This is a genomic window from Undibacterium sp. GW821-FHT11B02 (genome assembly GCF_058808955.1).
This window is the reverse complement of record NZ_JBXASD010000012.1, coordinates 109,086-121,003: the sequence shown is the minus strand read 5'-3', so window position 1 is coordinate 121,003 and position 11,918 is coordinate 109,086. Positions and strand designations below refer to the sequence as shown.

The following is an 11,918-nucleotide window of genomic DNA, read 5'->3' as shown; positions in this document are numbered from 1 at the left end:
ACCACAACTGATTTTTTTGATTTAGTGTCAGCTAAAGAGTACATCCGGTTTTTTTTATTGTTTACGTATCAGACTATGGCGTGAAAATCATCACATGCAAAAAATTGGCGCAATTCATTGCATATTAGTGTTTTTCTTCAACTCCACAGTGTTCGCTTTAGCAATCAATATTGTCCCCGGTTGTTTTGGATTTTTAGGCGATGTTTAGTCGATTGAATGATGTAACGTGGCCAATGAGGGTATTTGCATACGTAGTTCGGTTTCGAGATGTTGTGCCTTTTTCAGTAATATTTCCTGATCGTCACCTGTTTTATATGCATATCCGACGCTTAATGCACCGATTAATTTTCCGGTGATGTCGAACATTGGTAATTCGATTCCAAAGCGAGTTTTGTTCACGCCGTACGCGCCATAGACGGATTTTCTTGTTTCGATTACTTGGCGGTCATCGCTATCCGCCTTCTTTCCAATGCGGCCTATGCTAGAAGCGATGATTGGGTAGTCGTCACCAGATACAGTCGCAACGTGCATGGCAAGTACAAGCAGCTCTGGGTGTCGGGCCATCATTTCTTCGACCAATTTTTGTGCATAAGGACTGTCTGGAAAATTCGTTACATACGGTACCGGATCCATCAGATTGGCTACATTGATTACATGCCGACGCAATTCGTCACGTATCTGTTCCGATTGTTTGTAAAGTGTAGAGGAATCATCACCATTCTTGTATGGTAGCGTGATGACGAGTGTACCTATTGTTTCACCAGACACATCTAGTAAAGACAAGATAGTATGAAGATGATTACCATCAGAGCTAATTCTTTGTGTTAGTTGCGAATCACTCATTGAATCCAGTTCAGGGACGGGGATGGCTTGATCAACCATATTTCCAGCAGACGCAATAGCCAATTTTGTCAGACTTTTTGGTGGAGTTGCGTATATTGTCAGTGCTGCTACTTGAGTATGATGGACTAGTTCCAAATCTACCAAGTGCTGGGCATAAATTTTGGTAGTTTCCTGAGCTAAAGCTGTGCATGTCAGGACTGTCACCAGAATTAGTAATGCAAAGTGTTTCATGTGATCTCCATTAGTTTTTTTGCGGGGGGCTTGAATCAGCTTATTTGAGTTTTTCCATTTCTTTTTTCACTTCTTCAAGTGTCAATGGGAAATAACCCGAATATCGAACAGCCTCTTGGCCCTGACGGCTTAGAATGAAACGCAAAAATTCTCGGATCGGTGGTGTCATTGATTCACTCTTATTGCGGTTAAGGCGAATATACATATAACGACTCAGGGGATAGTTTCCGTTGGACACGTTTTCTGCATCTATTTCATAAAACGGCCCGTCGTTATTTATTGCAACTGCTAATGACTTGAGCCCGGGCCCTCCTTCTTCCAATCCACCGAAACCGATAGCCCCAGCTTCATGAGCCAAGGCATTTGCTGTGTCGACGATGGAACCAGTCTGCGCAGCTTTGTTCCACGCACCGCCGTGTAAGAGCGCTATCTGCATGGACATGGTATTTGGAGCGATCTGTGGTGGCATATAAATAGTGATTGGGCGCTTCTCCCATTCACCACCCACGCCAAGTTGTCCCCAATGCGTGATGGTGGGTGCGTCGCCAAGGATTGCCTTTAATTGTGCCATCGTGATGCGCGCTAATGGATTGGATTGATGTACAAAAATGGCCTGAGCTGTGGTGCGTTGAGGGGTATTGAAGCCACCGCGCGCAACGCGTATTTCAAGTGGCTCAGACTGAAGTTGCACCTGTGCATAAGCTGCGCTTTCTGCAGGCCATAATTCCCTTCCCATTGGTGCGATGTCGGCTTCCCCTGCGATCAGGGCATGAAAACCATTCAAGGTGCCCAGATGTTCCCAACGTTCTCCTTTGCGTACACCTGGTTGCAATACGCGAAACTCGCGCATCCAACGATCCATTAAGGATTTCATGCCGTCGCTTCCTACGCTGCGAATAAACCCGTGCACGTTTGCATTTGGACGATAGCTAGGTAATGTCGAGTCGAGTTGGGGGAGAAAAGCTCGCAATTTGGCTCGTTCCCGGTTGACATCTTCGACACCTAATGTTTCAAATTGTGATTGTTGCGCAACAATGTTCTGCCCTTCGTCACTAAGCACAAAATTCAGAAACTCCCTTACTTTAGGTGTGACAGGTGCGCCAGCACGTTTATTGATGGCTATGTATACTGGCTTGTCAGAGGTTCCTGCGACACGTATCAATAATGGCGATTTCATCATGTCGCCTGCGAATTGGTGAGCGTATGGAGCAATTTCTGAGGGAAGTGGTTCGCGTGAAAGCGGAGCCAGGTCGGTATTTTCGAACATCAATGCGCCGATTGAAGTGGCATCGCTCTTGTGCTCCCAACGTGAACCTTTGCGAAGGCCAGGTTGATGGCTTTGGAGTCCTGAAAACCAGGCATTCATTAACACCTGCATTTTATTGTCACCGATGCTGTCGATAGCTTCTGTCAATTTTGTCTCCATTTTGTAAGTTGGTAACGATTGACTTGTCGTTGCGAACACAATGCCTGCGGTAGTAAGCCAGACACACAGAAGGCTATGAAAAAAAATTGAAGACGGGTTCATCGAATATTCTCAGAATAGACTATAAATTAGAAAAAAATACCTGCTTCACCTGAACTGAACCTGAAGCGAATTAAGTATTGGATGTAGGCAGACAGTGGTATTTCGAAATGCTATGTGTAAATGTAATAAAAACCTGCACTAAGATAAATGGGAGCGTTTGCAAAATAATGCTTGTTATCGTTAGTTCTCGTTTTATCAAATGAACTGCAATGATGAAGTATGAAAACAAGGAATTGTGCGGTCAATTTTCATCGGGAAAGAAATTCACAAAATTGGTGTGATATTGAAAGGGAGCTGTTTTTCTCTTTCGCAAGAAAACGCAGCCAAGCTGCGCTTTCTTTGCTCCTCAAATAGAATAAATTTATTTTGCTTTTTCAAATAATGCTGCATAGCTCGGAATTTTCTTTTGCAATTCATTGCGCAATGCAGTTGAGACCGTGAAAAAATGGGCATCGTCGTAGCCACTACCTACCGGATTTTTGTAGGCTAAAACCAGCAACCCTATGTTTTCTCCTGCGGCATCACGCAATGGCAACATGGGTACAAATTTGCGAATCGGATCTTTGGTACGGTGCCAGCGTGGGTCCAGTATAGTGATACCAGTCTCGATGATCATGACATCGTCAGGATCATCTGGATTGCCTATTCTTTCTGGGTAAGAGCCAGCAAACATCGTGTATACCTTTGACAAACCAGGAGGCACACCGTGAAATGTGACACTGATCAGTTCTGGATGAGCAGCCATAATCTCGTCCGAAAGTGTTTGTGCATATATCCGGTAAGATGGCGCTGTCCAGTTTTTAGCCGGAGCACTTGGTGCAACCTGTGCGAATACCAGTGGCTGCTCACAAAGTGAAGCAGTAACGCCAAATGCGGCTATTAATGTTAATTTTGAAAATATTTTCATGATTTCCTTTTATATGCCTTGCAAGGCAGTCTCCATTACTAAAATCGAAGTCACGAATGACATGATCTGAGTCGATTTTACGTTTCGTACATCAAATGAAAATAAACTGATTGCATCAAAAATCACACCAACTCTTCGAGTAAAAATTCACGCGAATTTCAAGTGCAAGAACATAGGATGGTGATCCAAAAAATCTCTCAGCAAGTTATCTATTTTCCTCAAACGATGGTTCAAAAAAACACCATATTTTTCTTTATGTTCACCTCCCTTGATAGATATAACAATGATTTTCTGAAGCATGTTCATATCAAAAAAAAGGTTTCAGATTGCTTCATGCGTGGTGACCGGACGCCATTTAGCTATGCGATTCTCGATTGCCGTCATCAAGTAGGATGCTCCCAGGGCAACTACCATTACAATGACGATGGCCGCGTACATACCGGCTGAGTCGAATCCACCTTTAGCAATGTTAATGAGGAGTCCAATACCATAACGAGATCCAACGAATTCACCAACGATGGCACCAATGATCGCGAACCCAAAGCTTACGTGCAGGGAAGCGAAAATCCAGCTCATAGCTGATGGGACAATCACTGAACGGGTCAATTGCCATTGACTGGCACCAAGTATCAATGCATTTGCAATGAGCGAACGGTCGGCTTCGCGGACTCCCTGGAAGGCGTTTGAAAATACGACGAAGAACACCATAACGAAAGACAAGGCCACTTTTGAACCTAAGCCAAGGCCAAAAATCATAATGAAAATTGGCGCAAGCACGACACGCGGAATCGAATTGATCACTTTGATGTAGATTGAAAATATATCTGCTGCCATGTGGTTACGCCCAAGTACAACCCCCGTCAAAATGCCACCTATTGAACCGGTGAAAAAACCCAACAGTGACTCTTCCATTGTTACCCACAGGTGATACCACAACGAGACACCATCTACACCTTCTATAGTCCATTGATACAAACGTACCGAAATGGCACTTGGAGATGAATAAAAAAATTCATCTATCAGCTTGTAATCTGATGCTATTTCCCATCCTCCCAGGAAAACTAACAAAATCAGCCAACGCCAAAAAATGATCATGTTCTTGCGTTTGCGTGCGGCCTTGGCGGCAGCGGCTTCAATCTCAAGATCGGACGTGCCAACACGAAAAACAGGAGCAGTAGATGTAGTATTTGAATTGGTCATAATATCCTCGTTGCGATTAAGATGATATTTCGGCGCGAGCAGCACCCAACATGACCTCGTCTCGCAGGTCGTTCCAAATAGTCTGGGAAATATCGATGAATTTTTTTTCGTAACGGATATCTGCAGCGATTCTTGGGCGTTGAATGTCAATTTCATAGATAGATTTGACTGTCGCAGGACCAGCTGTTAATACGTAAACTTTATCAGCTAGTGATATCGCTTCCTCAAGATCATGGGTCACAAATAAAACAGAGGCTTTGGCTTCTGACCAAAGGCGTAATAATTCGTCGTGCATTAATACCCGTGTTTGAACGTCAAGCGCTGAAAATGGTTCATCCATTAGCAATATTTTCGGCTCATTGATAAAGGTTTGTGCCAATGAAACACGCTTGCGCATTCCACCAGAGAGTTGATGTGGATACTTTGATTCATGTTCACTCAGATTGACACAGGCCAGCCATTTGCGAGCTAATTCATATGCTGCTTCTTTGGGGCGGAAACGGAACATCGGTCCAACTAATACATTGTCAATCACGTTAAGCCAGGGGAACAATGCGTCTGTTTGGAATACGAAGCCAATACGTGGATCGATTCCGTTCACTGGTTCGCCGAATAAACGCACCTCTCCACTAGACGGCTTGGCCAGTCCTGTAATTAGATTTAAAGTGGTCGATTTACCACAACCAGTTGGGCCAACGATGGCGACAAACTCTCCTTGTTGAATGGTCAGATTGAAGTCGCGAATGGCAGTCATCGACTTACCATCTGGCGTCAGGAATCGTCGGCTGACATTAATCAACTCGACAGCCGGAACAGGCTTGGTTGTTGTGGCAGTCATTATTTGACCTTCTTAACAAATTCTGTAGTGAACGTTTTTGATAAATCGATTTTTTTACCTTTCAGGTTTTTTGAATAACCGGACAAAACTGCAAGTACTGTTTCTGGCCCGCCAATTGGCATCATGCCATCAGCGGTAAACATACCTTTACCGCCATCTAATGCCTTAATATAACTGTCCTTATCGCCAACATAGAACGACTTGGGCATCTTGTCGGTGATTTCTGCCGCGCTATGAGTGTTTATAAAATGTAGGGTCTTGACAAACGCGTTGACCAGCTTTTGGGTGATTTCCTTGTGGGTTTCTATGTAAGTGCCGGTCATATAAAGTGAGGCAGCTGGATAAGTGCCGCCTAGCGCTTGCTTGGTGCTTTCCATGGTGCGCAAATCAACCAGTATTCTCGCTTCACCGGTCTTTAACAAGCGAGTGATAGTTGGTTCTGTGGTCATCCCCAGTTCGATTTTGTTTTGCTGCATCGCCGCAATGAAGGTCTGACCAGCCCCAACAGGGATGGAATTGAACTGGCCTAATGGGACTCCTGCCTTCACCGCCAGGAATTGCGTTAGGAAATTGGTGGAAGAACCAAGGCCAGTAACACCCAGGTTTCTACCTTTCACATCGGCCATGGATTTAATTTGTGGATATTTGTTTGACACCAATTCAACTTCACCTGGTGCCTGCGCCAACTGGACGACCGATTGCATGTATTTCCCTTTGCTTTGCATATCGACGCAATGATCATAAAATCCGACAACACCCTGCACGGCACCCGTCAGCAATTCACCCTCAGCATCGACACCGGAACCCTCGTTGAGCAATTCCACTTCCAGCCCCTCTGCTTTAAAATAGCCAAGAGACTCTGCGAGTTTTGCCGGTAGATAAATTTGCTTTTCATAGCCACCGACCATCAGGGTAATTTTGTCGCCTGCCAGGACCGAGCCAGAGGCAATACAGACAGAAATCAGTGTGATTACGCTGCAAAATTTTCTTTTGACATTCATTCGATATCTCCCAAGTTGTAGTTTTGATGCTGCTTGAGCCAGAATGCTCCATCAAACTAAATGCAACCTGAAACGACTCTGAGAATTTTTTAATGAATGACTGCGGGAAGCTCAATCACTATGCGCAAGCCACGTCCAAAGCGACCTGGAGCGGCAAAAATTTTACCGTGATGGAGATCAATAATACTGCGACAGATTGCAAGACCCAGGCCATTTCCCTGATAGTTAGTGCTAGTTAGATTTAATCGCACAAAACGTTCAAAGATGCGTTCATGCTGATCATCAGGCACACCAGGTCCTTCATCTTCGACGCAAAGACTCCAGACGCCGTTGACAATCAAAGAGCGAAGGGTGATTGCTGCACCCGCTGACGATACTGACAGGGAATTGGTCAGCAGGTTCAGGAGTACCTGGCGCAGGCGTTTATCGTCAAATACTACTGGCACATCACCGTCGTGGACGTGGGAATAGTGAATACCATAGTGTTCGGACAGTACTCTGGCGTCATGTGCAAAGGTCTGCAGGAATTGTGTTGGATTGAGCTCTTGTAGATCCAGCGTTATCGCACGGGCTTCCGCCCGTGACAAAAAAAGAAGTTCTTCAATGATTTGATTCAGTCGGGCGAGTTCTTCTAGCTGGACGTGAACTGCTTCTTCATGTGCGGGACTTAGCCCACCATCCGCCAACATTTTTTCGGCATGCAAGCGAACCAATGATAATGGGGTTTTTAATTCATGAGACGCTTCGGCAGTAAAACGTCTAATTTGCTTGAAAGACGATTCAAGCCGGTCAAACATATGGTTTAGCATGCGTGCCAGATCGGAAACTTCATCTTGCACATCTGTAACAGGGATGCGTGCGTCAAGGTTATCAGAGCGAATATGATTGGCGGCTTCGCTAATGTTGCGCACGGGGCGCAATGCCATCCGGCTAAGCCAGAAGCCGATTGCCATGCTGGCAACAAGCATGCATCCTAGTAATGCCAGGCACACTTCGGTGTACCCCTCCATGACCACGCGTACCGCTGTCAGTGGAGTCGCAATGTTAACATCAAAATTACCTATGATGAATTCCGTGACACGTAATTCTCCTATTGTGTCAACGTACACATTAAACGAGTGCTCCCCCTTAATGTCCGGGATTAAATGGTCCTTCAAATTGTGCGAACGAAAGATCGTACCAGTTTGTGCGCTGTGAACATCCACGTAGAACAGTACTGCTGAATATTCAGTAATACTTCTGAGACGTTCTTCGATACGGTCTGGGTCAACCGTTTCATGTTCAGGATGGAGATGCGCTTTGATTTGTTCAAATTGTGACGCGTTCAACAAATCTAAGCCATGAATAAGATGGCGTTCCAGCATTTGATGGCCAGCAGCGAACAGACAAGTCAAAGTTACCGTCGCCGCCATGGCATACCAAATTGCCAGGCGCGTACTGATTGACTTCATTTGTAGTATGAAATGCTGTTTACCCACCTTTGCGGTAACGTGATTCATAGCAACTGGTAACCAACACCACGAAAAGTTTTGAACAGTGGTTGATCTGGGATTGTATCGAATTTTCCTCGCAACTTGCTCATATAAACATCGAGCAGGTTGGTGTCAACATCGTAGTGGGCATCCCATATCTTTTCGGCAATCAGGGTGCGTGGCAGGATGCGTCCGATGTTATGCATGAAGATTTCAAGTAATGCAAATTCCCGGCTGGTAAGGTCTATCGACTTACCGTTGACGTGAACAGTGTGCCCAAGGAGATCCAGTTTGATACCGCGATGTTCGAGCACGGTCTCTTTAGTTGTCGAGTGGCGCCTTAATAACGAGCGAACACGCGCCAATAATTCCTCTAAGCTGAAAGGCTTTGGCAAGTAATCATCTGCACCTATATCGAGACCCTTGATGCGATCTTCTACAGTATCGCGTGCACTGAGTATAAGCACAGGTTCGTTGAAACCAGCCTTGCGCCATTCTCTCAACAGATCAAGGCCGTCACCATCGGGCAGCCCCAAATCCAGTACGATGGCGTCATAACTGGTTTCACATAAAGCGTCACGGGCTGAGTTGCAAGTGCCTACCCAGTTTACAGTGTAAGTATGCTCGGACATGCCTTGCTTTAGAAACAAACCTAAACGTTGCTGGTCTTCGACGATCAAAATTTTCATATTGAAACCCCTTTAACACCACGCATAAAACATTTATTGCCGAATTACAGGATCACGACACCAGAATGGTTATCCAGATCGTCACACGTCAACCTGAAATCTTCCTGAATTTTACAGCGCTGAAAGATCATTCATACCACGTTCAGGTTGCCTTCAGGATCAATCACCATGATGCACTGAGACTTGTTATTTATCAAATCATAGGAGATCAACAATGTTTTTGCGACATTCCACAGTTTTTGGCTGTTCACTGGTGCTGTTTGGCTTTCTTGCCGGTCAGGCACATTGTGCGGAGCCACTACAAACCGTACTGCACTTAGACAATCGTGTCGAATTACCTGAATATACAGGTGATTTTGATCATTTCGCAGTGGATGTAAAGGGGAAGCGTCTTTTTTTGGCAGCTGAAGATCACGGAACGCTGGAAGTATTTGACCTTGTCTCAGGAAAACATCTGAAGACGATCAAAGGCGTCGAAACACCACACGGTATCCTTTATCTGGAAGACAGCAATCGACTTGTGGTAACTGACAGCGGTGCTGGCCACACCAAGATTTTTGACGCAAGTACATATCAACTTATAGGTTCTATAAAGCTTAAGCCTGGCGCTGATTCTATGGGCTACGACACCCTTACCAAGAACATGTACATAGTCACTGGTGGGAAAAATGGCAATCTCACGGATTCTTTTTTGGCAAAAGTAAATCCCCGCACCGGGAAGCAAGTCAGTGAATTGAAGTTTGATACTGACAAAGTGGAAGCGATGGCCATCGAAGAAACCGGCAAGCATCTATACATCAATGTAACTGGTAAGAATCACGTCGCGGTTGTCGATAAATCAAACTTGTCTATAGTCAAAACATGGCCCATTGCCGAAGGAAAAATGAATGCGGCAATGGCATTTGACGAAGTCAGTGAGCGCTTGTTTGTCGTTACACGTAAGCCCTATCAACTACTCATTTTGGATACTAAAACCGGTGCAACTGTTGCCAGCTTTGTTGCACCAGAACGTACAAACGAAGCGATTTTCGATAAACAGAATCGCCGCATTTATTTGGCTGGTGACGATTTCATTGGAGTATATCAACAAGACGATGCTGATCATTACCGCGAACTTGCGCGTGTGCCATCGGCCCATGGTGCCAAGACAGCTATTTTCGTACCTCAACTCAATCGTTTTTATGCGGCAATCTCCCCAGGGGAAGGGAAGACTGGTGCTGCATTGCTGAATTACAGTGTTGAACCACTCATTAAGGAAATGAAATGAAGGTGGCCAAACAGAACAACTACAAATGGCTGGGTTCATTGATGATGGTAATGGCTACAGGAATGTTAGCAGCGCCTGCCCACGCTTATCGTCCATTTGATGGCACGGATGCTGGTGTAGCAGAACCTGGCATATTCGAACTTGAGCTTGGCCCTCTGGGGTATGTCAAAAATGGTACAGACCGAACCCTGATCGTACCGTCTTTTGTTGCAAATTTCGGTTTCAACGGTAATACTGAAATTGTATTGGAAGGACGCATCAACCGTCTGTTAGGTGTAAACGATGTGAGATATCAAACCAGTCTCGGTGACACAGCACTTTCGGTCAAGCATCTATTCCGCGCAGGTAATTTGCAGGATGGTGGAAGCGGCGTCAGCATAGCCGCCGAATGCGGCGTGCTGTTACCTGAAATTCACGGCGTGTCAGGGAATGGGGCCACCTGTGCCGGGATAATATCTCATCGCTTCGATTTGGCCACAGTTCATCTCAATGCTGCACTGACGCGAACACGAGCACAGAATGAGGCGCGCTTCCTGGGTTTGATCATCGAGGGAGATGCTGAAGCAAAGGTCAGACCAGTGGCAGAAACATACATCGAAAGAGACAATTCCGGCGGGCACACTGGATCAGTGTTAGTGGGCATGATCTGGAAGCATAGTGAGGAGCTTTCCTTTGACGTCGCTCTGCGTCGTGCCAGTAGCAATGGAGAAAACATCAGTGAGTTGCGCGCGGGGCTCACCTGGAGTTACTCAATGCACAAATAAACGCAATAGCAAAACCTGACTATCGCTGGTTTGATGCAGTTGAAACCAGAGGTAGTCAGGTTTTATTTCCCCCCCAAAAAAAATTATTCTAATTTTTCCAATTGTTCACATACTGTCTGTGGGGGTAAAGGTAAGTAGTTGCCATTGATAGTGACTTCTTGTTGTCCTTCGCGACTTAAGACGTAACGCAAAAATTCTTTGAGTTTCGGTTCTATCGCTATCCCAGGCTTACGATTGAGGTAAATATACAAGTTACGCACTAACGGATAACTACGGTCTTGAAAACTTGCTTTGCTTGCTGTGATATATGGACCACCTTCCTGTGCGGCAAGTGCTAGTGCTTTTATGCCGGATATTTTTTTTGCCTGAGGAGCAATAGACCAGGCAATCCCATATTTGTTGTTGGCGAGTTCCTTGCCGAGCATATGCTGAAGCCCGCCTTCTTGCGTGAAATCATCATCCGAAATCATTTTGCTTCCCGTTTCTACGTATTCGCGCAAATTCGGATTCCATTTATCACTGTTTTTTAGTACTTTCAATTGAAAAAACCGCGCAGTCCCCGACGGCGCATGGCCGTAGGTTTGAATTGCCTTGTCGGCCCATTCACCAGACAAGCCTAATTGCCCCCAGGTCCGGATGTTTTGTTCGTCACTACGTTTGTCATTGAGGTTCCATTTGAAACCGCGCAAACTACCGTTGCGTTCGGCTCCGAAAATTCCATCCAATTGAGCTATCGTCAGGCGCGAAATGGGATTGTCACGATGAACATAAATCACGATTCCTGGTGACTTGCCGTCTACGTCATAGGTGCCAGATGCAACTGTAATATCAAGTGCGTGGTAACCGTATACTTCGAAGAAGGAAAGCAGCTCTGTAATTGCAGGTTCACCACCGTCAGGAGCAAGGTCAGTCTGGCCGGTGACCAATGCAGGAAATGCAGTGTCGCTGCTAGGCAAGGTATCTTGAAAATGTATATCAGGATGGTAATGGCGGAATTGTTCTTCCCATTTTTTTAAAACGCCACCTAATCCGAAACCATAATTACGAATGGTGCCAGAAACCTGTTGCTGCGGTTGGTATTTGGGCAGCTCATTTAGCAAGCATGTAGCGTGAACGGAACAATTTAAATGGAGTAATGTAAGAACCAGCGGTACTTTAAAGCTTAAAGAGGGCATGAC

At 45.4% G+C, this 11,918-nt stretch carries 11 protein-coding genes; 2 read left to right on the top strand and 9 right to left on the bottom strand.

What is annotated here, in order from left to right:
* Positions 1-204 precede the first annotated feature (204 nt).
* From AC1RVX_RS23430 to AC1RVX_RS23395, 8 genes are all read right to left on the bottom strand, one after another.
* On the bottom strand, positions 205-1,074 hold the full coding sequence (locus AC1RVX_RS23430) for a hypothetical protein (protein ID WP_493218998.1): 870 nt from the start codon (positions 1,072-1,074) through the stop codon (positions 205-207).
* A 40-nt stretch (positions 1,075-1,114) separates the two neighbouring features.
* Complete coding sequence (locus AC1RVX_RS23425; RefSeq protein WP_493218997.1) at positions 1,115-2,488, bottom strand: PstS family phosphate ABC transporter substrate-binding protein; 1,374 nt, start codon at positions 2,486-2,488, stop codon at positions 1,115-1,117.
* 475 nt (positions 2,489-2,963) lie between these two features.
* Entirely contained in the window at positions 2,964-3,509 is a 546-nt protein-coding gene (locus tag AC1RVX_RS23420; RefSeq protein WP_493218996.1) for a hypothetical protein, read from the bottom strand.
* A 321-nt stretch (positions 3,510-3,830) separates the two neighbouring features.
* Complete coding sequence (locus AC1RVX_RS23415; RefSeq protein ID WP_493218995.1) at positions 3,831-4,709, bottom strand: ABC transporter permease; 879 nt, start codon at positions 4,707-4,709, stop codon at positions 3,831-3,833.
* Positions 4,710-4,725: 16 nt separating this feature from the next.
* Positions 4,726-5,547, bottom strand: coding sequence for an ABC transporter ATP-binding protein (locus AC1RVX_RS23410; RefSeq protein WP_493218994.1), 822 nt, complete (start codon positions 5,545-5,547; stop codon positions 4,726-4,728).
* Positions 5,547-6,548 (bottom strand): ABC transporter substrate-binding protein, encoded by a 1,002-nt coding sequence (locus AC1RVX_RS23405; RefSeq protein ID WP_493218993.1) that lies wholly within the window; start codon positions 6,546-6,548, stop codon positions 5,547-5,549. The genes AC1RVX_RS23410 and AC1RVX_RS23405 overlap by 1 nt, the downstream gene beginning before the upstream one ends.
* Before the next feature lie 89 nt (positions 6,549-6,637).
* Positions 6,638-8,047, bottom strand: coding sequence for an ATP-binding protein (locus AC1RVX_RS23400; RefSeq protein ID WP_493218992.1), 1,410 nt, complete (start codon positions 8,045-8,047; stop codon positions 6,638-6,640).
* Positions 8,044-8,709: a response regulator gene (locus AC1RVX_RS23395; protein ID WP_493218991.1), complete on the bottom strand. Its 666-nt coding sequence runs from the start codon at positions 8,707-8,709 to the stop codon at positions 8,044-8,046. The genes AC1RVX_RS23400 and AC1RVX_RS23395 overlap by 4 nt, the downstream gene beginning before the upstream one ends.
* A gap of 214 nt (positions 8,710-8,923) precedes the next feature.
* Here AC1RVX_RS23395 and AC1RVX_RS23390 point away from each other — a divergent pair, with 214 nt between their 5' ends.
* Positions 8,924-9,976 carry a YncE family protein gene (locus AC1RVX_RS23390; protein WP_493218990.1) on the top strand — a complete coding sequence of 351 codons (1,053 nt, stop codon included), beginning with the start codon at positions 8,924-8,926 and terminating at the stop codon, positions 9,974-9,976.
* Complete coding sequence (locus AC1RVX_RS23385; protein WP_493218989.1) at positions 9,973-10,740, top strand: hypothetical protein; 768 nt, start codon at positions 9,973-9,975, stop codon at positions 10,738-10,740. The genes AC1RVX_RS23390 and AC1RVX_RS23385 overlap by 4 nt, the downstream gene beginning before the upstream one ends.
* Before the next feature lie 83 nt (positions 10,741-10,823).
* On the opposite strand, the gene AC1RVX_RS23380 is transcribed toward AC1RVX_RS23385, so the two are convergent.
* Positions 10,824-11,915 carry a PstS family phosphate ABC transporter substrate-binding protein gene (locus AC1RVX_RS23380; RefSeq protein WP_493218988.1) on the bottom strand — a complete coding sequence of 364 codons (1,092 nt, stop codon included), beginning with the start codon at positions 11,913-11,915 and terminating at the stop codon, positions 10,824-10,826.
* Positions 11,916-11,918: the final 3 nt, after the last annotated feature.

Coding starts and splice junctions, on each gene's coding strand:
- AC1RVX_RS23400 (WP_493218992.1), bottom strand. CDS start 8,047: ATGAATCACGTTACCGCAAAGGTGGGTAAACAGCATTTCATACTACAA.
- AC1RVX_RS23380 (WP_493218988.1), bottom strand. CDS start 11,915: ATGCCCTCTTTAAGCTTTAAAGTACCGCTGGTTCTTACATTACTCCAT.
- AC1RVX_RS23410 (WP_493218994.1), bottom strand. CDS start 5,547: ATGACTGCCACAACAACCAAGCCTGTTCCGGCTGTCGAGTTGATTAAT.
- AC1RVX_RS23430 (WP_493218998.1), bottom strand. CDS start 1,074: ATGAAACACTTTGCATTACTAATTCTGGTGACAGTCCTGACATGCACA.
- AC1RVX_RS23395 (WP_493218991.1), bottom strand. CDS start 8,709: ATGAAAATTTTGATCGTCGAAGACCAGCAACGTTTAGGTTTGTTTCTA.
- AC1RVX_RS23420 (WP_493218996.1), bottom strand. CDS start 3,509: ATGAAAATATTTTCAAAATTAACATTAATAGCCGCATTTGGCGTTACT.
- AC1RVX_RS23390 (WP_493218990.1), top strand. CDS start 8,924: ATGTTTTTGCGACATTCCACAGTTTTTGGCTGTTCACTGGTGCTGTTT.
- AC1RVX_RS23405 (WP_493218993.1), bottom strand. CDS start 6,548: ATGAATGTCAAAAGAAAATTTTGCAGCGTAATCACACTGATTTCTGTC.
- AC1RVX_RS23415 (WP_493218995.1), bottom strand. CDS start 4,709: ATGACCAATTCAAATACTACATCTACTGCTCCTGTTTTTCGTGTTGGC.
- AC1RVX_RS23385 (WP_493218989.1), top strand. CDS start 9,973: ATGAAGGTGGCCAAACAGAACAACTACAAATGGCTGGGTTCATTGATG.